Source organism: Ornithinicoccus hortensis (assembly GCF_006716185.1).
Classification (GTDB): domain Bacteria; phylum Actinomycetota; class Actinomycetes; order Actinomycetales; family Dermatophilaceae; genus Ornithinicoccus; species Ornithinicoccus hortensis.
Map to the genome: position 1 here is coordinate 1,010,939 of NZ_VFOP01000001.1, position 19,670 is coordinate 1,030,608.

Genomic DNA, 19,670 nt, shown 5'->3' on the forward strand with positions numbered 1-19,670 from the left:
CATCCTGGTCGCCGCCGGCCAGGGCACCCGACTCGGGGCGGACCGCCCCAAGGGGCTCGTCCCCCTGCACGACACCCCGCTCGTGACGCATGCGTTGCGCGGGGTGTTGTCGTGTCCGGACGTCCGCGAGGTCGTCGTGGTGGTCCCGGGCGACTCGGTCGAGGAGTTCCGGGCCGCCTGCGACCTGGCCGCCGCTCCCAGGGGAGGAAGCACCTCCCACGCCGCCACGGCCCCCGTCACGATCGTGCGGGGAGGCGCCGAGCGGACCGACTCCGTGGCCGCTGGGCTGGCGGCGCTGACCGACGAGGTCGGGATCGTGCTGGTGCACGATGCGGCCCGGGCGCTGACCCCGGTCGACGTCTTCGACCGGGTCGTGCACGCGGTCCGGGCCGGCCACGCCGCCGTGGTGCCCGGCCTGCCGGTCACCGACACGATCAAGACCGTCGACGACGAGGACCGTGTCGTCGCGACGCCGGACCGCGCGGCGCTGCGGGCGGTGCAGACCCCGCAGGGCTTCCTGCGGGAGACCCTGGAGCGCGCCCATGCGGAGGCCGGGGACGGGCCGGTGACCGACGACGCGGGCCTGGTGGAACGCCTCGGGCCGGCCGTCCACGTCGTCCCGGGGGACCTGCGCTCGCTGAAGGTCACGACCGCGGCCGACCTCCGGACCGTGGAGGGGTTGCTCGGCGACCGCAGCGCGCACGCGGGCAGGCCGGTGCTGCTGGTGCTGGCCGGGCTGCCGGGGGTGGGCAAGACCACGACCGCGCGGGCCTGGGCGCGGCGGCACCGGGCGGTGCACGTGCGGATCGACACGCTGGAACAGGCACTGGTGCGGGCGGATGCGTTCTCGGACGTGGGCGTCCTGGGGTATGCCGCTGGGTACGAGCTGGCCGCCGACCAGCTGCGGCTGGGCCTGTGGGTCGTGGCCGACTCGGTCAACCCCGTGCCGGAGACCCGCCGCGCGTGGGCGCAGGTGGCCGAGCGCACCGGTGCCCGCCTGGTGGAGGTCGAGCTGACCTGTCACGACCCCGCCGAGCACCAGCGCCGCGTCGAGGAGCGGCCGGCGGACATCGCCGGGCACGAGCCGCCCGGCTGGGACGCGGTGCGGGCGCACGACTACCGCGCCTGGACGGGCGCGCCGCTCACCATCGACACCGGGCAGCACGGCGTCGAGGCCGTGGTCGCGCTCATCGAGGAGGCCCTGGAGTGACCGGACAGCAAGGAGCCGCGGGGACACCCCCCCCGCCGCGCGTGGGCACCGGGGTCGACGTCCACCGGTATGCCGAGGACGACCGGCCGCTGCACCTCGCCTGCCTCGAGTGGCCGGGTGTGCGGGGCATCGAGGGGCACTCCGACGGGGACGTCGCCGCGCACGCGGCGTGCGACGCCCTGCTCAGCGCGGCGGGCCTGGGCGACCTGGGCTCGGTCTTCGGCACGGACCGCCCCGAGATGGCCGGCGCCTCCGGGACCCGGATGCTCGGCGAGGTGCTCCGGCTGCTCGACGAGGCCGGCTGGGCGGTCGGCAACGTCGCCGTCCAGGTCATCGGCAACCGGCCGAAGGTCGGGCCGCGCCGGCAGGAGGCCGCGGAGGCGATGGGTGCCGCGCTCGGGGGTGCGCCGGTGTCCGTGTCGGCCACCACCACGGACGGCCTGGGACTCACCGGCCGCGGCGAGGGGGTCGCCGCCATCGCGACCGCCCTGGTCGTCCCGGTCGCGGCGACCTCACGCCACGGGTGAGGCCGTCCCGAGCGACAGGTAGCCCCAGGGGCGGCTGACCGCCGGCCCGGGCAGGTAGCCGGACTCGGCGACGTCCACCGTGAAGCCGGCCGCGCCCGCCAGGTCGGGCAGGCTCCGGGTCAGGTGGCAGCCACCGGCCAGGGCGCGCTGGGCGGGCTCGATGCGGCGCTGCCACCGACGGACCCCGGCCTCCGGGGCCAGGCCGTGCTCCAGGAAGTGCAGCGTGCCGCCGGGCCGCAGCACGCGGTGCAGCTCCCGCAGCGCCCGCACGGGGTCCGGCACGGTGCAGAGGGTGAAGGTGCACAGTGCCGCGTCCACGCTGTCGTCCGGCAGGTCCAGCTGCTGGGCGTCGCCGCCCGCACGACGCACCGTGACCGGGCTGGCCGAGATCGCCCCCTGGGCCATGGACCAGGCCACGTCGGAGGGCTCGACCGCGGCCAGCGACCGGACCGCGGCCGGCAGGTGGGGCAGGTTCAGCCCGCTGCCGAAGCCGATCTCCAGCACCTCCCCGGACAGCCCCGCACAGACCCGCTTCCGGTAGGTCCGGACGAGCCGGTTGTCCAGGGTCCGGTGGGTCAGCCGCGGCACCACCTGCGTGCTCCACCAGTTCATGCCACCCAGCCTGCCACCGACCGCCCTGCGGGGCGCGGCCGCGGGTGGGTGACCCCCCTGCGCGACGGAAGCTGCACGGCATACATTGTGGGCAGACCCCACCACGCAAGCGCAGGAGGAGCCATGCCCAGCACGGTCAAGGGCGTCATCGCCCGCAGCAAGGGAGCCGACGTCGAGGTCGTCGACATCGTCGTGCCCGACCCCGGACCCGGTGAGGCGGTGGTCAAGGTCGAGGCGTGCGGCGTGTGCCACACCGACCTGCACTACCGCGATGGTGGGATCAACGACGAGTTCCCGTTCCTGCTCGGCCACGAGGCGGCCGGCACGGTCGAGGCCGTGGGCGAGGGCGTGACCGACGTCGCCCCCGGTGACTTCGTCATCCTGAACTGGCGCGCCGTCTGCGGGCAGTGCCGGGCCTGCGCCAAGGGTGAGCCGTGGTACTGCTTCGACACCGCGAACGCCACCCAGAAGATGACGCTGACCGACGGCACGGAGCTCTCGCCCGCCCTCGGGATCGGCGCCTTCATCGAGAAGACCCTGGTCGCGGCCGGGCAGTGCACCAAGGTCGACCGGGAGGCCTCCGCCGCGGCCGCCGGCCTCCTCGGGTGCGGGGTGATGGCCGGCTTCGGCGCCGCGGTGAACACCGGCGGCGTGCGCCGGGGCGACTCCGTGGCCGTGATCGGCTGCGGCGGGGTCGGCAACGCCGCGATCGCCGGGGCGGCGCTGGCCGGGGCGACCACGGTCATCGCCGTCGATGTGGACGACCGCAAGCTGGTGGGCGCCAAGGCCTTCGGGGCCACGCACACCGTCAACAGCAAGGACGTCGACCCGGTCGAGAAGATCCGCGAGCTCACCGGCGGGTTCGGCGCCGACGTGGTCGTCGAGGCGGTCGGCCGTCCGGAGACCTACGAGCAGGCGTTCTACGCCCGTGACCTCGCCGGCACCGTCGTGCTGGTCGGCGTCCCCACCCCGGACATGGAGGTGATGCTGCCGCTGCTGGAGATCTTCGGCCGGGGCGGCGCGCTGAAGTCCAGCTGGTACGGCGACTGCCTGCCGTCCCGCGACTTCCCGATGCTCATCGACCTCTACCGGCAGGGCAAGTTCGACCTGGACGCCTTCGTCACCGAGAAGATCGCGCTCGACCAGGTGGAGAGCGCCTTCGAGAAGATGCACGGTGGTCAGGTGCTGCGCTCGGTGGTGGAGCTGTGAGCGGGGAGCTGCGGGTCGACCACGCCGTCACCTCCGGGACCTTCTCCCTGGACGGCGGCACCTGGGAGGTCGACAACAACGTGTGGGTGCTCGGCGACGACACCCAGTGCGTCGTGATCGACGCCCCCCACGACGCGGACGCGATCGCAGCGGTGGTGGGTGAGCGCGAGCTGGTGGCCGTGCTGTGCACGCACGCGCACGACGACCACATCGGCGCCGTCGGCGACATCTTCGACCGGACCCGCGCCCCGTCATACCTGCATCCCGAGGACCGGGTGCTGTGGGACCGGGTCTACCAGGTGGGTCCGGACCACGAGCTCGCCGACGGACAGGTCATCACCGTGGCGGGCACGGAGGTGCGGGTGCTGCACACGCCGGGGCACAGCCCGGGCGCGGTCTGCTTCTACGTGCCGGCGCTGGGCGTGCTCTTCACCGGGGACACCCTGTTCCAGGGCGGGCCGGGGGCCACCGGCCGCTCGTACAGCGACTTCCCGACGATCATCGACTCGATCCGCGACAAGCTCCTCGTGCTGCCGCCGGAGACCGTCGTGCACACCGGGCACGGCGACTCGACCACGATCGGGGACGAGGCGCCGCACCTGCAGGAGTGGATCGACCGCGGGCACTGAGCCCCCGCGAGGTCGGAACGTCCGGGTCACGTCCCCGGTAGACTCGCGGGCGTGACGACGCTGGAGAGAGCCTACGCGCGGTCCGTGCTGGCCGTGCTGCTCGGCGCGCTCCTGGGCTCGTTGCTGGTGTGGTCCGGCGACCCGGCCTCCCTGGTGCTCAGCGTCGGCGTGGTGCTCCTCACCGGGATGCTCCGGCGGTCGGCCGCGGCGCCGTCCTGGCGGGCCGGGCTGGTCCGCAGCGACGGGGTGGGTCGCCGCCGGTATGCCTGGAGCCGGCTCCCGCTGCCGCTGCGCGACCCCGGCCTGCCCGGCCGCCCGCAGCCACGCGCCCCGGGACTGCTGACCGTGGGGGTCCCTGCCTGAACGCCGGCGGACCCCCAGACGCGTCCTGATCCAGCACCGTCCCGGAGGTCCCTTCGTGTTCGCCTTTCTCGACCCTGTCATGCTCCCGGTCCACGATCTCATCGAGGCCGTGTCCCAGTGGGTGCCGATGCCGCTGTGCATCGTGCTCCTCACCGTCCTCGTCCGGCTCGCCCTGCACCCGTTGAACCGGGCCACCTACCGCGCCGGCCTGCACCGCAGACGCATCTCGCCGCAGGTGCGCGAGCTGCAGGAGTTGCACCGCAAGAACCCGGAGAAGCTGCGCGCCGAGCTGATGGAGCTGCACACCCGCGAGGGGGTGTACCCGGCCGCGGGGTGCCTGCCCGCCCTCCTGCAGCTGCCGGTGCTCGGCGTGGTCTACCGGCTGTTCAGCGCACCGCAGTTCGCCGGGACCGCCAACGCCCTGCAGCACCACACCCTCGCCGGGGTGCCGCTGACCGCGCACCTGACCACGGCCGGCAGCGGGGTCTGGGTGTTCGCCCTCTTGATCGCCGTCGCGTTGGTCGTGGCCTGGCTGATCATGCGACAGACCCGGGACACCATGGCCGAAGCCCAGCAGATGACCCCGGCCGACCCGCGCCAGGCCGAGGTCACGGCGACGATGAACCGGATCCTGCCGATGATGTCCTTCGGCACGGTCGCCGCCGTGGCCGTGCTGCCCCTGGCCACCGGGCTCTACCTGGCGGTGAGCGCGTCCTGGACCTACTGTGAGCGGCTCCTGGTGCGCCGCACCGTCACCGTCTGAGGCGCGGCGTCGCTCGCCCCCGCGCGGCATCGGTCTCGGCGCGCGGCATACGTCCCTGTAGGCGGCAAATGTCCCCGCGCGCGGCATATGTCGCGACATTTGGCGCTTGCAGGGCAGGAAGGCGCTTGCGGGGCAGGAAGGCGCTGACGTCATGACGGAGCGGGGTTCGGTCGGCGTCGTGGGTACCCGGCGGGAGCGACGTGCGCTGGGCCAGGTGGGCGGTATACGTCCCTGTAGGCGGCAAGTTTCTCTGTGAGCGGCAAACTTCCCCGCGTGCGGCAGATGTCGCGATATTTGCCGCTTGTGGGGACGGAAGGCGCTCGTGGCGCGGTGCGCAGAGCGAGGTATGCCGGGGGCGCCAGGATCGGGCCGCCCCCTCCAACGCTGCCCGATCCCGGCGCCCCGCCCGACCTGTGCTGAGCACGCGGGCACCCGTCCTCCGGACGCGCTGGAGGGGCCGAGGTATTGCACGGTGCCGGACCTGGCCTCCGGCACCAGCCCTCAGACGGTGCCGTGCGTCGGCTGGTTCCCGGCCGCCCACCGACCGCGCGCGGCCGGGGTAGGAGAACTCCGCGAGGAGTCGTCAGCTGCCGGCGCCGAACATCGCGACGCCGACGCCGACGACCATGGCGGTCTGCATGCTCCGGATGGCACCGCGGGAGGCCTCGGAGGCCCACTCGCCGTCCGCGATGTCGGCCGCCCGCCCGCGCAGTTCCTTGTCGGAGAGACCGCCCGCCCCCGCGAACACGGTGTGGATGCTGCTGGCGGCGTGGAGGAGTGCGATCAGCGAGCCGGTCCGCGTGGTGGGCGGCTGCTCGCCGAGCAGGACGGCCTGCACCTCGCGATGGAGCGCGTCGCGCCCCGCAGGATCCGTCAGGTGGCGCCGGGTGTCCGGGATGAAGCCGAGGGCGTTGTGCTTCTCCTCCTCGGCGGCACCGGAAGCCAGGAGCGCGTCGTAGGCCAGCGCCTCACAGCGACGGGCCACCACCGGCATGATCGCCTTCGGCTTGCGTCCCTCGTGCTTGGCAAACAGTGCCATGGCCTCCTCGAGCGACTCAGGCAGCGGTTCGGCGGGCGTTCCACCGGGCGATTCGGCGCCGGTCGGGGCACCGTCGGTCACCATGAGGCGGCCTGCGTCGTCGAGCCGTAGGCGCCCGGCGAGTTCCAGTTCGAGCAGGAGGGCGCCGGTGCACACGGTCCGCGTGGCGCGGGGCGTGGAGACGGCCCTGCCCTCGGTGTCGGTGAGCAGGATCAGGACTTCCTCTGCGATCAACATGTCACCGACGCTACGGGGGATCGCGGACGGGCACATCCGTCGCAGTGGGGGACCTGGCTCCGCCGCGGGTTTGGTTCCCGACTCCCCACCGCGAGGGAGGAAAACCCCGTGCCGGCCCCCTGAGTCCGTGTGATCCTGGCCCGATGACGACCCTGTCCGACCTCTGGCCCGTCTTCGGGCTCCGGATCACCGCCGGCCCGCTGGAACTGCGAGCCCTCACCGACGAGGACCTCATCGCCCTGTGCGACCTGGCGGCGCGGGGCATCCACCCGCCGGAGCGGATGCCGTTCTACTTCCCGTGGACCGACGCCCCGCCCGAGGAGCTGGTGCGCAACACCGCCGCCTACCACTGGCGGGCCCGCGCCGACTTCCGGCCCGCGGAGTGGAGCCTGCAGCTCGGGGTGTGGCATGAGGGGGTGCTGGTGGGCAGTCAGGGGCTGGAGGCCAGCAACTATCCCGTCACCCGCACCGCCGAGACCGGCTCGTGGCTGGGGCAGGCGCACCAGGGCCGCAGGATCGGCACCGCGATGCGCCAGGTCATCTGCGCCTTCGCCTTCGACCACCTGGACGCGGCCGAGGTGACCTCCGGTGCCTTCCTGGACAATCCCGCGTCGCTCGCGGTGAGCCGCAAGGTCGGCTACCGGGAGGACGGGGTGCGCCGGCTGCAGCGCCGCGAGGGCGAGCTCGCCCACAACCAGACGCTCGTGCTGACGCCGGAGACACTCGTCCGCGGTGAGCACGAACTGCGGGTCGAGGGGCTGGAGCCGGTGCGCCGGGCCGTCGGTCTGGACGGCTGAGCACCGATATCCGTATGCCGTGCCGGTGCCCGTCGGTCCTCGGGCACCCCCCGGCGCTTGTAACCTTGCCAGCGTGACTCTGCGCCTGTACGACACCGCCACCCGTGCCCTGCGGGACTTCCAGCCCCTCGAGCCGGGGAAGGTCGGCATCTACATCTGCGGGCTCACCACCCAGGGGGACCCGCACATCGGGCACGTGCGCTTCACGGTCGCCTTCGACGTGCTGCGCCGCTGGCTGGTCCGGGGCCACGGCTACGACGTCACGCTGGTGCGCAACGTCACCGACATCGACGACAAGATCCTGAACAAGTCGTCCGACCACGACACCCCGTGGTGGGCGTGGAGCTACACCCACGAGCGCGCCACCAGCCAGGCCCTGGACACGCTGGGGGTGCTGCCGCCGACCTACGAGCCCCGCGCCACCGGCCACATCACCGAGATGGTCGAACTCATCGACCTGCTCGTCGAGCGGGGCCACGCCTACCCGGCGGAGGACGGCAGCGGCGACGTCTATTTCGACGTGCGCTCCTTCCCCGACTACGGCGCGCTGACCCGGCAGCGGATCGAGGACATGGAGCCGGCGGCCGACGCCGACCCGCGGGGCAAGCGCGACCCCCGCGACTTCGCGCTGTGGAAGGGGGCCAAGCCGACCGAGCCGGCGACGGCCAGCTGGCCCACGGCATACGGCAGGGGCCGTCCCGGCTGGCACCTGGAGTGCTCGGCGATGGCCCGCAAGTACCTCGGGGACACCTTCGACATCCACGGCGGTGGCGTCGACCTGCGCTTCCCGCACCACGAGAACGAGCAGGCCCAGTCGCGGGCCGCCGGGCTGGGCTTCGCGCAGTTCTGGCTGCACAACGCGTGGGTCACCATCAGCGGCGAGAAGATGAGCAAGTCGCTGGGCAACTCCCTGGTCGTCTCCGAGCTGACCCGGCACGTGCGACCGCTGGTGCTGCGCTACTACCTGACCGCCGTGCACTACCGGTCCACCATCGAGTACGGCGAGGACTCGTTGGCCGAGGCGCAGGCCGCGGTCGAGCGGATCGAGTCGTTCGTCCAGCGGGCGGTGGAGGCCGTCGGCGAGCCGGCGGGCGAGCTCGCCGAGATCGAGCTGGACAGCGGGTTCGCCGACGCGCTGGACGACGACCTCAACGTGTCCGAGGCGCTCGCGGTGCTGTTCGGCCTGGTGCGCGAGGGCAACCGCGCCCTCGAGGCGGGCGCGGCGGAGGAGGCGACCGTGCGGCATACCCTCGGGCAGGTCCTGGCGATGACCGACGTCCTCGGGGTGAACCCGCGCTCGCCCCAGTGGGCGCGGGAGGGGTCCGGCAGCACGGACGTCCTGGACGCGCTGGTGCAATCCCGGCTGGACGCCCGCGCGGCGGCCCGCGCGGACAAGGACTTCGCCACCGCCGACGCCATCCGCGACGAGCTCACCGGGCTCGGCATCGTCATCGAGGACACCCCGACCGGCGCGCGCTGGTCGCTGGGTGGCTGAGCAACCACGACCGAAAGAGGTATGTCGAATGGCCGGCAACTCCCGCCGCCGTGGTGCGGTGCGCAAGACGAGCAAGAAGGGTCCGACCGTCGGCAGCGGGGGCCAGCGCCGACGCGGCCTGGAAGGGCGGGGACCCACCCCCAAGGCCGCCGAGCGGCGACCCAGCCACCCCGCGGCCCGGGCGGCACGACGGGCCGAGAAGGCCGCTGACGGACGGGGCGGCCAAGGCCGTGGCGGCAGCCGCAAGGCCGCCAAGGGCTCCACCGAGATCGTGGCCGGCCGCAACTCCGTGCTCGAGGCGCTGCGCACCCAGGTGCCCGGGAGCACCCTCTACGTCGCGTCCCGGATCGACTCCGACGACCGGGTGCGCGAGGCGATCACCCTGGCCACCGAGCGGGACATCCCGGTCCTGGAGACTCCGCGCGGGGAGTTGGACCGGTTGACCGACGGCGCCGTCCACCAGGGGTTGGCGATGCAGGTGCCGCCGTATGACTACCTGCACCCGGACGACCTGCTCGAGGTTGAGCTGCCCGGGCTGCCGCTGATCGTCGCGCTGGACGGGATCACCGATCCCCGCAACCTGGGCGCGATCATCCGCTCCGCCGGGGCGTTCGGCGCGCACGGGGTGGTGGTGCCCGAGCGCCGCTCCGCCGGGATGACCGCGGCCGCCTGGAAGACCTCGGCCGGTGCCGCGGCCCGGATCCCGGTCGCGCTGGCCACCAACCTCACCCGGGCCCTGGAGGGCTACCGCAAGGCCGGCTTCTTCGTGATCGGGCTGGACGCCGACGGCGACGTCGAGCTGCCCGGCCTGGCGCTCGCCGACCAGCCGCTCGTGGTCGTGGTCGGGTCGGAGGGCAAGGGCCTGTCCCGGCTGGTCGCCGAGACCTGCGACCAGATCGTGTCGATCCCGATGAGCTCGGTCACCGAGTCGCTGAACGCGGGGATCGCGGCCGGCGTGAGCCTCTACGAGATCGCCCGGCAGCGGGCGGGCCTGCCCTGACCCGACCGACCGCCCGGCGTCAGCCGGTGTAGCCGCCGGGGGCGCGGATCGGGATCTCCTGGGTGTCGATGCCGAGCACCGCCACCTCGTCGGGCTTGGTGGACAGCACCGTGTCGGTGTAGTCGCGCAGCGTCTCCTCCAGCGAGACGTCGTGGCCGGCCTGCTCCGACAGGTACCACCGGTGCTCCAGCAGCTCGTGGAACAGCTCGGCCGGCTCCAGCTTGTTGCGCAGCTCGCGGGGGACCCCGCGGGTGATCGGCTCGTAGATCGTCGTGAGCCAGTCGTGCGCGACCAGTTCCTCGTCCTCGTTCTGCCGGTCCAGGGCCGCGGTGTAGGCGTCGAGGTCGTTGAGCAGCCGGCGGGCCTGGTTCTCCTCGACGTCGAGCCCGGTCAGCCGCAGCAGCCGCCGGGCGTGGTGGCCGGCGTCCACGATCTTGGGCTCGATCTGCAGGTGGGTCCCGTCCACGTCCGTGGCGATCGCGAGCTCGCCGACGTCGAAGCCGAGGTTGTTCAACCGCCGGATCCGGTCCTCGACCCGCCAGCGGTCGCCCTGCTCGAAGCGTTCCGGGGCGGTGAGCTCGGACCAGAGCAGCTCGTACCGGTGCATGATCAGGTCGGCGATCTCCAGCGGGTCGACGTCCTCGTCGAAGTAGCCGCCGGCCTCGAGGTCCATCAGCTCACCGGCGATGTTGCCGTGGGCGATGAACAGGTCGTGCTCGCGCTGGCCGTCGCTGAGCTTGGTGTGCAGCTCCGCGGTCTCCGCGTCGACCAGGTATGCCGAGAAGTCGCCGGCATCGCGCCGGAACAGGGTGTTGGACAGCGAGACGTCGCCCCAGAAGCAGCCGGCCAGGTGCAGCCGGACCAGCAGCACGGCGAGGGCGTCCAGCACCCGTCGGGCGGTGTCGGGCCGCAACCGCTGGCTGAACAGGGCGCGGTAGGGCAGCGAGAACTTCAGGTGGCGGGTGAGCAGGCACGCGTCCAGGGGGTTGCCGTCGGCGTCGGTGCGACCGCTGATCACCGCCAGCGGCTCCACGGCCGGCTGGCCCAGGCGGCCGAGCACGTGCAGCGTGGTGTACTCCCGCCGGGCCAGGTCCGCCTTGATCTCCTTGACCGCGATCACCCGGCCGGACAGCTTGACGAACCGGACGACGTGGCGGGAGATGCCGCGGGGGAGGGCGGCCAGGTGGCTCTCCGGCCAGTCCTCGAGCGGGACCGACCAGGGCAGGTCGAGCAGGGCCGGGTCGGGGCGCCTCGCCGTGATGTCGAGCGGCATGGACACGACCCTAGACCCGTTCGCCGCGGGTCGGGGCCGGTTCCGTCCCGGAATCCACCCTGCGTCTTCCCGGAAACGACCCTGCGCCGCCGCCCCGGTCGGGGCGACGGCGCAGGGAGCGTGACGAAATCCGGTCAGGCGCCGAGCCGCTCGCCGGAGTCGCTGTTGAACAGGTGGACGTGGTCGGCCTTTGGGGTGAAGTGGACGACGTCGCCCTTCATCGGGGGCGTGCGGCCGTCGACCCGGGCGATGAACGGCTTGGCGTCCGGGGCGGCGCCGGGCTGGCGGCCGTAGATGTAGGCGTCGGCGCCGAGCTCCTCGACGACGTCCACCTCGATCGGCAGGCCGGTGCCCTGGTCGTTCAGCGTCAGGTCCTCGGGGCGCACGCCGACCACCACGCTGCCGTTGGCCTGGGCGAGGGAGTCCCGCTCCACCGGGTGCACGGTCTCCCCGAACTTGATGCCGCCGTCGGTGACCGGGACGTCCATCAGGTTCATCGCCGGTGAGCCGATGAAGCCGGCCACGAAGACGTTGTTCGGGTGGTCGTACATCCGCCGCGGGGTGTCGCACTGCTGCAGGATGCCGTCCTTGAGCACGGCCACCCGGTCGCCCATGGTCATCGCCTCGATCTGGTCGTGGGTGACGTAGACGGTGGTGACGCCCAGGCGGCGCTGCAACGAGGCGATCTGGGTGCGGGTCTGCACGCGCAGCTTGGCGTCCAGGTTGGACAGCGGCTCGTCCATCAGGAAGACCTGCGGCTGGCGCACGATCGCCCGGCCCATGGCCACGCGCTGGCGCTGGCCACCGGAGAGGGCCTTGGGCTTGCGCTCCAGGAACGGCTCCAGGTCCAGGATCTTGGCGGCCTCCTCGACCCGCTGCCGGATCTCGGCCTTGGACTTGCCCGCGATCTTCAGGGCGAAGCCCATGTTGTCCGCGACGGTCATGTGAGGGTAGAGCGCGTAGTTCTGGAACACCATCGCCACGTCCCGGTCCTTGGGCGGTAGCGCAGTGACGTCCCGGTCGCCGATCAGGATGCGCCCGGAGCTCACCTCCTCCAGGCCCGCGAGCATCCGCAGGCTGGTGGACTTGCCGCATCCGGAGGGACCGACCAGGACGAGGAACTCCCCGTCGGCGATCTCGATGTTGAGGTTGTCCACCGCGGGGGTCTCGCTCCCGGGATAGACGCGCGTCGCGCTGTCGTACGTCACTGTTGCCATGACTGATGCCTTCCTTCACCGGCAGGAACGTGCCGGACGGTCCGTTGTAAAGGATCCCCCGCGGCGGGCGCCCCGGGAGCTCGTCCCGGAAGCGGCGTCCGGGCCGGCTGAGCATCAGCCGTCACGCGCGACGCTGCCGTGACTGTCTGTTACCGTACTGCAATCTGCAAGATCTTGCAGCACGTTGTGAGGTAGGTCATGCTGATGCGTGACCCACGGACCAGTGAATCACTCACCGGGGCCGATGACCATCCCTTGGCCTCGGACCGATCCGTTCTGTTCAAAGGAGAACCCATGAAGCGCACCTCTGGTGCCGTCGCGATGTTCGGCATCGCGGCCCTGTTGCTCAGCGCCTGCGGCGGTGGCGACGACGAGCCCACCGACACCACCTCCGCGGACGCCGGCGACGCGGGCGACGCGGGGGATGACGGGGCCGAGGAGTCGGCCGACGCCGGCGACGGCGCCGAGGAGACCGAGGCCGCCGGGGGCGAGGAAGAGGAGGAGGCTCCGGTCCGCGACCAGAGCGCGGAGCTGGTGATCTGGGCGGACGACGTCCGCGCCCCCATCCTGACCGAGTTCGCGGACCAGTTCGGCGAGGAGTTCGGCGTCACGGTCCAGGTGCAGGTCGCCACGGACGTGCGCGAGCAGTTCAAGAACGCCACCAACGTCGACCAGGGCCCTGACGTGATCGTCGGCGCCCACGACTGGCTCGGTGAGCTGGTCCAGAACGGCACCGTGTCCCCGATCCAGATGTCGGAGGACGTGCAGGCCGCGTTCGTCCCGGAGGCGCTGGAGGCCACCAAGTTCGACGGCCAGATCTACGGCGTGCCGTATGCCACCGAGAGCCTCGGTCTGATCCGCAACACCGCCCTCGCGCCGGACGAGCCCGAGTCGATGGAGGCGCTGGTCGCCCACGGCAAGGAGCTGGTGGAGTCCGGTGAGGCCGAGGAGGTCATGCTCTCCCCGGTCGGCCAGACCGGTGACGCCTACAACGCCTTCCCGTGGCTGTCCGCATACGGCGGTGGCATCTTCGGGCTGAACGACGAGGGCGGCTGGGATGCCGACAACGTCATCGTCGGCTCGGACGAGACCATCCAGGGCGGCGAGAAGATGGCGTGGCTCGCCGAAGAGGGTGCGCTCAACGTCAACGTCGGTCACGACAACCTGGAGGCGCTGTTCTCCGAGGGCAAGTCCGCCTACGTGATCGGGGGCCCGTGGACCATCGCGGCCGCCGAGGGCGCCGGCATCGACTACGCGATCAGCCCGATCCCGGACTTCGAGGACGGCGGCGAGACCGTGCCGTTCCTGGGCGTGCAGATGTTCTACGTCTCCAGCAAGGCCAAGAACCCGACCCTGGCCCAGGAGTTCGTCAACAAGTACGTCCCGAATGCCGACCTGCAGGTCGCGCTGTACGAGGCGGGCGACCGTCCGCCGGCCCTGCAGGAGGCGCTGGACACCGTCTCCGCGGAGGACGAGGACATCGCCGCGTGGGCGACCGCCGGTGAGGGCGCCCCGCCGATGCCGAACATCCCGGCCATGAACTCGGTGTGGGGCCCGCTGGGGCAGGCCACCTCCGACATCGTCGGCGGCGACGACCCGGCCGAGCGGTTGACGGCGGCCCAGGACGAGATCGTCTCGGCCATCGGCTGACGCGGGTATCGCCCGCGCCCGCCCGGACCGTCCCGCACCGTCCGGGCGGGCAGGGTGCGCCCGCCCCCGCATACACCTCCTCCCACCCCGACGGAGACGACGATGTCCCAACCCTCGGCACCGACAGACCGGTTGCCCGACCTGACCGACCCCGAGCACCTGGAGTTCCGCTCCCGCACGCCGCTGTGGCTGATCGTGCTGAAGTGGCTGCTGCTGGCCGTGCTGGCGGGCGTCCTGGTCTACGTCTCGATGCAGCTGGCCGAGGCGGGCCACGTGGTCTGGGTGGTGCTGGTGGCCTTCGTGGGCCTGTGCGTCCTGGCCGTCTACGGCACCCGCCGCGCGGTGCCGCTGAAGTACCTGCTGCCGGGGCTGCTGCTGATGCTGACCCTGCAGATCTGGCCGCTGGCCTACACGGTGGCGCTGTCGTTCACCAACTACGGCGACGGGCACATGGTCACCAAGGAGGAGGCGATCGGGGCGATCGAGGCCAACTCGGTGCGCCCGGTGGAGGGGTCGGCCCGCTACCAGCTGAACATCGCGGTCCCGGAGGGCCAGGACCCCGCCGACGGTGACCTGGTCTACCTGCTGACCGATCCCGACGGCGTCTTCCTCGCCGGGGACCTCGAGGGCGTCACCGAGCTGGACCCGGAGACGGTCGAGACCGGGCTGACCGGCCGGATCACATCCGCCGAGGGCTTCACCGTGCTGAGTGCCTCCGAGGTGAACGCCCGCACGGCGGACCTCAACGAGTTCGCGGTGCCGACCGAGACCGGCGGGATCAAGGCGATCGGGCTCTCCGAGGCGTTCATCGGCGAACCCACCAAGGTCTACGACCCCGAGACCGACACCGTCACCGACACCCTGACCGGCACGGTCTACGTGGCCGAGGGGGCCAGTTTCGTGCCGCAGGACGGGCAGGGCGCCCGGTTGCCGCAGGGCTGGCAGGAGAACGTCGGGTTCGACAACTACACCCGGGCGCTGACCGATCCGGTCCTGCGGGACGGGTTCATCAAGGTCTTCGTCTGGAACGTGGCGTTCGCCCTGATCACCGTGGGCAGCACGTTCCTGCTCGGGATGGCGCTGGCCCTGCTGATGAACGACGAGCGGCTCAAGGGCAAGGGCATCTACCGGTCCCTGCTGATCCTGCCGTACGCCCTACCGGTCTACGTCACGGCGTTGGTCTGGGCGTCCATGTTCAACCAGGACTTCGGCCTGATCAACGACCTCACCGGGTTGCACATCAACTGGCTGGGCGACGGCAACTGGGCCAGGTTCTCGCTGCTGCTGACCAACCTCTGGCTCGGCTTCCCCTACATGTTCATCGTCTGCACGGGCGCGTTGCAGGCCATCCCGAACGACGTCCGCGAGGCCGCCCAGATCGACGGGGCCGGCCCGCTGCGCACGGTGCGCTCGGTGATCATGCCGCTGCTGCTGGTGGCCGTCGGCCCGCTGCTGATCGCCTCGTTCGCGTTCAACTTCAACAACTTCGGCCTGATCTACCTGATGACCGAGGGCGGGCCGTTCGAGGGCGGCCAGAGCCAGGTGGGGTCCACCGACCTGCTGATCACCTGGGCCTTCCGGTTGGCGCTCGGCGGCACCCAACCCAACTTCGGGCTGGCCTCGGCGATCGCCGTCTTCATCTTCATCATCGTGGCCCTGATCAGCTATGAGGGCTTCCGCCGCACCAAGGCCCTGGAGGACGTGAACTGATGAGCACCACACCCACGGACCTGACCGCCCTGGAGGCGGCCACCGGCGACGACCCTGGGCAGCGCGCGGCCACCGGCAACCGCTGGGGCGGGGTCTGGTGGCGGCACGCACTGGCCCTGCTCGCGCTGGCCTTCGCGCTGTTCCCGATCCTGTTCATCGTGTCCTCGGCGTTCAACAACGCCGGGACGCTGTCCACCTCCGGCCTGATGCCCACCGTGATCGGCCTGGACAACTTCCACGACCTGTTCAACGACCCCGCCCGACCCTACTGGAACTGGTACCGCAACTCCGTGGTGATCTGCGTGGTCGCGACCCTGTGCACCCTGTTCCTCGGGGCGAGCGCCGCGTATGCCTTCTCCCGGCTGCGCTGGCAGGGCCGCCGGGCGGGGCTGTTGTTCATCCTGCTGATGCAGATGTTCCCCGCCGTGCTCGCCTTCGGCGCGCTCTACATCACCTTCGCCAACATCGGCCAGGTGCTGCCCGCCCTGGGCCTGAACACCCTGCTCGGTCTGATCCTGGTCTACCTGGGCGGCGCGATGGGCTCCAACATCTGGCTGCTCAAGGGCTACTTCGACACGGTGCCCAAGGAGCTGGACGAGGCCGCCTACATCGACGGCGCCTCCCACGCCCGCATCTTCTTCACCGTCACGCTGCGCCTGGTCACCCCGATCCTGGCGACCGTCGCGATGCTGGCCTTCGTCGGCCTGTGGGGGGAGTTCCTGCTGGCCAGCATCTTCCTGACCGACGTCGACCAGCAGACCCTCGCGGTCGGTCTCTGGCAGACCCGCAACGCCGACCAGAACGCCTACTTCGGCCAGTTCGTCGCCGGTGCGGTGCTCGCCTCCATCCCGGTCGTGCTGGTCTACCTGGGGCTGCAGCGGCAGCTGATCGGCGGGCTCACCCAGGGGTCGGTGAAGTAGCGGCGTGCTGGACCAACCGCACCACGACGGGTCGCCCCTCTACGTCTCGGACCGCGTGCCCCGCCCGGGCGGCACCGTGTCGGTGCGGATCCGGATCCCCCGCGCCGCGGGCACCACCGGCGTCCACGTCCGGACCGCCCCCGACGGGGAGCAGGCCTTCACCGACGCCCGGCGGGTGCACCGCGACGCCCGCGAGGAGTGGTGGCAGGCGGAGCTGACCTGCCACAACCCGGTGACCCACTACCGCTTCCTGCTCGACGGGGGCAGCAACGGCTACGCCTGGGTCAACGGCACCGGGCTGCACCTGCGCGACGTGCCGGACGCGGCCGACTTCCGGATCCTCACCCACCCGGCGCCGCCGGAGTGGGCCGAGCGCGCGGTCGTCTACCAGGTGTTCCCCGACCGGTTCGCCCGGGACGCCTCGGTCGAGCCCGACGGTGACCCGGACGGCCCCCTGCCGGACCTGCCGGGTTGGGCCCGGGCCGCGGCCTGGGGCGACCCGGTCGACCTCGGCCGCGACGGCGCCACGCAGGTCTACGGGGGCACCCTGGACGGGGTGGTCGGCCACCTGGACCACCTGGTGGACCTCGGGGTCGACGTGCTCTACCTGACCCCGTTCTTCCCCGCACGGTCCAACCACCGCTACGACGCCAGCACCTTCGAGGACGTCGACCCGCTCCTGGGCGGCACCGCCGCGCTGCTGCGGCTGCAGGAGGCCGCGCACGCCCGTGGCCTGCGGGTGCTCGGTGACATCACCACCAACCACACCGGCGACCAGCACGAGTGGTTCCGCACGGCCCGCGCGCACCCGGACGGCCCCTACGGATCCTGGTACGTGCGCGACCCGCAGGCCCGCCGGGAGTGGGTCACCTGGTTCGACGTGCCCAGCCTGCCCAAGCTGGACTACCGCAACCAGGCGCTGCGCGCCGCGATGTATGCCGCACCCGACTCCGTCGTCCAACGCTGGCTGGGACCCGGGGCAGGCCTGGACGGCTGGCGGGTCGACGTGGCGAACATGACCGGCCGCTACAAGGACGTGGACCTGGCCCAGGAAGTCGCCCGGGAGATCCGCGAGGCGGTCGACGCGGTCGGCGCCCGGACCGGGACGAGCCCGCTCCTGGTCGCCGAGCACGTCCACGACCACAGCGCCGACCTCGCCGGCGACGGGTGGCACGGGGTGATGAACTACTCCGGCTTCACCAAGCCGTTGTGGACCTGGCTGCGGCACGAGGAGTTCGCCCCCAAGTTCCTGGGCAGCCCGGTCCGGGTGCCCCGGCTGGGTGGCACCGCCGTCGCCGAGACGATCGACGAGTTCGGCTCCCTCGTGCCGTGGTGCGCGCGGGCCACCTCCTTCACCCTGATCGGCTCGCACGACACGACCCGGCTGAACACCCTCGTGGGCGGCGACCGGGCGGTCGCCCAGGTGGCCGCCGCGATGCTGTTCACGCTCCCCGGCATCCCCATGGTCACCTACGGCGACGAGATCGGGATGCCCGGCGACTTCGGCGAGGCCGGTCGCCGTCCCATGCCGTGGGCGGCCCGCGGGACCGACCCGCAGCAGTGGGACGAGGAGCTGTATGCCGCCTACCGCACCCTGATCCGGGCGCGGCGGGACAACCCGGCCCTGTATGCCGGGGGGTTGCGCTGGGTGCACACCGGCGAGGACGACCTGGTGTTCCTGCGCGAGCACCCCGAACAGTCCGTGCTGGTGCACCTCGCCCGGGCGGCCCACGACCCCGTGCGCCTGCCGATGGAGTTGCTGCCGGGCGTTACTGACGGGGCGTGCCTGGCGGGTCCTGCTCCCGAGTTCGCCGGGGCGGACCTGGTGCTGAGCGCGCCGGGCCCGGTGGCCCGGCTCTGGGCGTTTCGGCCGGACCTGCCAGGGTGGGCGGACCCGACCGACGGCACGCAGGGCGCCCACGCGCAGATCGCCGGCGCGGACGGCATACCCGAGGACGGGGCACGCGCGGGCGAGGGGCACGACATACCGGAGGGGAGGCGGGCATGAGCAGCGGCCGGTTGGCGGACATCGCCTCCTACGCGGGCGTCAGCGAGGCGACGGTGAGCCGCGTCCTGAACGACAAGCCGGGGGTGGCCGCGGCGACCCGGCAGGCGGTGATCACCGCCCTCGACGTGCTCGGCTACGAGCGGCCCAGCCGGCTGCGGCGCAGCAGCGCCGGGCTCGTGGGACTGGTCGTGCCGGAGCTGACCAACCCGATCTTCCCGGCCTTCGCACAGGCGGTCGAGACGCACCTGGCCGCGGCCGGCTACACCCCGGTGCTGTGCACCCAGACGCCCGGCGGGGTGCACGAGGACGAGTACGTGCAGATGCTGCTGGACCGCGGCGTGGCCAGCATCGTCTTCATCAGCGGCTACCACGCCGACACCCGGGCGGAGGTCGACCGCTACACCAAGCTGCGCGAGCTCGGCCTGCCGATCGTGCTGGTCAACGGGTACCGCGAGGACATCGAGGCGCCCTTCATCAGTCACGACGACGTCGCCGGGGTCGCTCTCGGGGTCAGTCACCTGCGCCAGCTCGGGCACAGCCGGATCGGGCTGGCGACCGGGCCCGCCCGGTACGTCCCCGTGCAGCGCAAGATCGAGGGTTTCCGGCAGGCGATGTCCGGCGTGCTCGCCGAGGCGGACCTCGAGGACCTCGTGGTCACCACCATGTTCAGCGTCGAGGGCGGCCGGTCGGCCGGTCAGCAGCTGGTCGAGCGGGGCGCGACGGCGGTGGTCTGCGGCTCGGACCTGATGGCCCTCGGCGTGGTGCGCGCGGCCCGACAGGCGGGCCTGGAGGTGCCGCGGGACCTGTCGGTGGTGGGCTCCGACGACTCGCAGCTGATCGGGTTCACCGACCCTCCGCTCACCACCGTCCGGCAGGACGTGCTGGGCATGAGCGAGGCCGCGGTCGCCGCGGTCCTGGAGGAGATCGGGGGCGCCGCGCCGGGCCACCGGGAGTACCTGTTCTCCCCGGAGCTGGTGCTGCGCGGCTCCACCGGGTCCGCTCCCCGCTGAC

General features: G+C 72.2%; 18 protein-coding genes. 14 read left to right on the forward strand and 4 right to left on the reverse strand.

The genetic code is table 11. The features are described 5' to 3' along the window. The first annotated feature begins 4 nt into the window (after positions 1-4). Complete coding sequence (gene ispD, locus FB467_RS18930) at positions 5-1,210, forward strand: 2-C-methyl-D-erythritol 4-phosphate cytidylyltransferase (RefSeq protein WP_244932764.1); 1,206 nt, start codon at positions 5-7, stop codon at positions 1,208-1,210. Further along, the gene (gene ispF / locus FB467_RS04640; protein WP_141784052.1) at positions 1,207-1,737 is read left to right on the forward strand and encodes a 2-C-methyl-D-erythritol 2,4-cyclodiphosphate synthase; all 531 of its coding nucleotides are present in this window, start codon (positions 1,207-1,209) and stop codon (positions 1,735-1,737) included. Before ispD ends, ispF begins: the two co-directional genes overlap by 4 nt. Here the strand turns inward: ispF and FB467_RS04645 are convergent. Further along, on the reverse strand, positions 1,723-2,349 hold the full coding sequence (locus FB467_RS04645; RefSeq protein ID WP_141784053.1) for a class I SAM-dependent methyltransferase: 627 nt from the start codon (positions 2,347-2,349) through the stop codon (positions 1,723-1,725). The genes ispF and FB467_RS04645 overlap by 15 nt on opposite strands. Before the next feature lie 123 nt (positions 2,350-2,472). Here FB467_RS04645 and FB467_RS04650 point away from each other — a divergent pair, with 123 nt between their 5' ends. Genes FB467_RS04650 through FB467_RS04665 form a run of 4 tightly spaced genes read left to right on the forward strand, consistent with a single transcriptional unit; the run spans position 2,473 to position 5,313 of the window. Beyond that, positions 2,473-3,558 carry an S-(hydroxymethyl)mycothiol dehydrogenase gene (locus FB467_RS04650; protein ID WP_141784054.1) on the forward strand — a complete coding sequence of 362 codons (1,086 nt, stop codon included), beginning with the start codon at positions 2,473-2,475 and terminating at the stop codon, positions 3,556-3,558. After that, positions 3,555-4,187, forward strand: coding sequence for an MBL fold metallo-hydrolase (locus FB467_RS04655; protein WP_141784055.1), 633 nt, complete (start codon positions 3,555-3,557; stop codon positions 4,185-4,187). Before FB467_RS04650 ends, FB467_RS04655 begins: the two co-directional genes overlap by 4 nt. A gap of 51 nt (positions 4,188-4,238) precedes the next feature. Further along, entirely contained in the window at positions 4,239-4,550 is a 312-nt protein-coding gene (locus FB467_RS04660; RefSeq protein WP_141784056.1) for a DUF6412 domain-containing protein, read from the forward strand. Positions 4,551-4,605: 55 nt separating this feature from the next. Continuing rightward, positions 4,606-5,313, forward strand: a complete 708-nt coding sequence (locus FB467_RS04665) for a YidC/Oxa1 family membrane protein insertase (protein ID WP_141784057.1) — start codon at positions 4,606-4,608, stop codon at positions 5,311-5,313. Positions 5,314-5,896: 583 nt separating this feature from the next. Here FB467_RS04665 and FB467_RS04670 read toward each other — a convergent pair. Beyond that, positions 5,897-6,589, reverse strand: a complete 693-nt coding sequence (locus tag FB467_RS04670; protein ID WP_170230561.1) for a GOLPH3/VPS74 family protein — start codon at positions 6,587-6,589, stop codon at positions 5,897-5,899. Between the two features lie 143 nt (positions 6,590-6,732). Between FB467_RS04670 and FB467_RS04675 the strand changes: the two genes are divergently transcribed. The 3 genes from FB467_RS04675 to rlmB all read left to right on the forward strand — a co-directional run bounded on the left by FB467_RS04675 (position 6,733) and on the right by rlmB (position 9,881). Further along, the gene (locus tag FB467_RS04675; RefSeq protein WP_141784059.1) at positions 6,733-7,386 is read left to right on the forward strand and encodes a GNAT family N-acetyltransferase; all 654 of its coding nucleotides are present in this window, start codon (positions 6,733-6,735) and stop codon (positions 7,384-7,386) included. A gap of 73 nt (positions 7,387-7,459) precedes the next feature. Then, positions 7,460-8,881: a cysteine--tRNA ligase gene (cysS, locus tag FB467_RS04680; protein ID WP_141784060.1), complete on the forward strand. Its 1,422-nt coding sequence runs from the start codon at positions 7,460-7,462 to the stop codon at positions 8,879-8,881. Between the two features lie 28 nt (positions 8,882-8,909). Then, positions 8,910-9,881: a 23S rRNA (guanosine(2251)-2'-O)-methyltransferase RlmB gene (gene rlmB / locus FB467_RS04685; RefSeq protein WP_141784061.1), complete on the forward strand. Its 972-nt coding sequence runs from the start codon at positions 8,910-8,912 to the stop codon at positions 9,879-9,881. Positions 9,882-9,900: 19 nt separating this feature from the next. Here the strand turns inward: rlmB and FB467_RS04690 are convergent, their stop codons facing one another. Together FB467_RS04690 and FB467_RS04695 are read right to left on the reverse strand one after the other, a co-directional pair. Continuing rightward, entirely contained in the window at positions 9,901-11,154 is a 1,254-nt protein-coding gene (locus FB467_RS04690; protein WP_141784062.1) for a DUF4032 domain-containing protein, read from the reverse strand. Positions 11,155-11,288: 134 nt separating this feature from the next. Next, the gene (locus FB467_RS04695) at positions 11,289-12,371 is read right to left on the reverse strand and encodes an ABC transporter ATP-binding protein (protein ID WP_141784063.1); all 1,083 of its coding nucleotides are present in this window, start codon (positions 12,369-12,371) and stop codon (positions 11,289-11,291) included. 294 nt (positions 12,372-12,665) lie between these two features. On the opposite strand from FB467_RS04695, the gene FB467_RS04700 reads away from it, so the two are divergent. The 5 genes from FB467_RS04700 to FB467_RS04720 all read left to right on the forward strand — a co-directional run bounded on the left by FB467_RS04700 (position 12,666) and on the right by FB467_RS04720 (position 19,669). Beyond that, on the forward strand, positions 12,666-14,021 hold the full coding sequence (locus tag FB467_RS04700) for a sugar ABC transporter substrate-binding protein (protein ID WP_141784064.1): 1,356 nt from the start codon (positions 12,666-12,668) through the stop codon (positions 14,019-14,021). Positions 14,022-14,123: 102 nt separating this feature from the next. Next, a complete protein-coding gene (locus FB467_RS04705) occupies positions 14,124-15,731 on the forward strand; it encodes an ABC transporter permease subunit (protein WP_141784065.1) in 1,608 nt (535 codons plus the stop codon). Next, positions 15,731-16,651 (forward strand): sugar ABC transporter permease, encoded by a 921-nt coding sequence (locus FB467_RS04710; protein WP_141784066.1) that lies wholly within the window; start codon positions 15,731-15,733, stop codon positions 16,649-16,651. Before FB467_RS04705 ends, FB467_RS04710 begins: the two co-directional genes overlap by 1 nt. 4 nt (positions 16,652-16,655) lie before the next feature. Further along, positions 16,656-18,659: a glycoside hydrolase family 13 protein gene (locus tag FB467_RS04715; protein ID WP_141784067.1), complete on the forward strand. Its 2,004-nt coding sequence runs from the start codon at positions 16,656-16,658 to the stop codon at positions 18,657-18,659. After that, a complete protein-coding gene (locus FB467_RS04720) occupies positions 18,656-19,669 on the forward strand; it encodes a LacI family DNA-binding transcriptional regulator (RefSeq protein WP_141784068.1) in 1,014 nt (337 codons plus the stop codon). The genes FB467_RS04715 and FB467_RS04720 overlap by 4 nt, the downstream gene beginning before the upstream one ends. The last annotated feature ends 1 nt before the right edge of the window (position 19,670 follow it).

What these genes read in the sequence shown, in the direction of transcription:
- FB467_RS04645 (WP_141784053.1), bottom strand. Translation starts at nt 2,349, where the DNA reads ATGAACTGGTGGAGCACGCAGGTGGTGCCGCGGCTGACCCACCGGACC.
- FB467_RS04650 (WP_141784054.1), top strand. Translation starts at nt 2,473, where the DNA reads ATGCCCAGCACGGTCAAGGGCGTCATCGCCCGCAGCAAGGGAGCCGAC.
- FB467_RS04670 (WP_170230561.1), bottom strand. Translation starts at nt 6,589, where the DNA reads ATGTTGATCGCAGAGGAAGTCCTGATCCTGCTCACCGACACCGAGGGC.
- FB467_RS04675 (WP_141784059.1), top strand. Translation starts at nt 6,733, where the DNA reads ATGACGACCCTGTCCGACCTCTGGCCCGTCTTCGGGCTCCGGATCACC.
- rlmB (WP_141784061.1), top strand. Translation starts at nt 8,910, where the DNA reads ATGGCCGGCAACTCCCGCCGCCGTGGTGCGGTGCGCAAGACGAGCAAG.
- FB467_RS04690 (WP_141784062.1), bottom strand. Translation starts at nt 11,154, where the DNA reads ATGCCGCTCGACATCACGGCGAGGCGCCCCGACCCGGCCCTGCTCGAC.
- FB467_RS04695 (WP_141784063.1), bottom strand. Translation starts at nt 12,371, where the DNA reads ATGGCAACAGTGACGTACGACAGCGCGACGCGCGTCTATCCCGGGAGC.
- FB467_RS04700 (WP_141784064.1), top strand. Translation starts at nt 12,666, where the DNA reads ATGAAGCGCACCTCTGGTGCCGTCGCGATGTTCGGCATCGCGGCCCTG.
- FB467_RS04705 (WP_141784065.1), top strand. Translation starts at nt 14,124, where the DNA reads ATGTCCCAACCCTCGGCACCGACAGACCGGTTGCCCGACCTGACCGAC.
- FB467_RS04710 (WP_141784066.1), top strand. Translation starts at nt 15,731, where the DNA reads ATGAGCACCACACCCACGGACCTGACCGCCCTGGAGGCGGCCACCGGC.
- FB467_RS04720 (WP_141784068.1), top strand. Translation starts at nt 18,656, where the DNA reads ATGAGCAGCGGCCGGTTGGCGGACATCGCCTCCTACGCGGGCGTCAGC.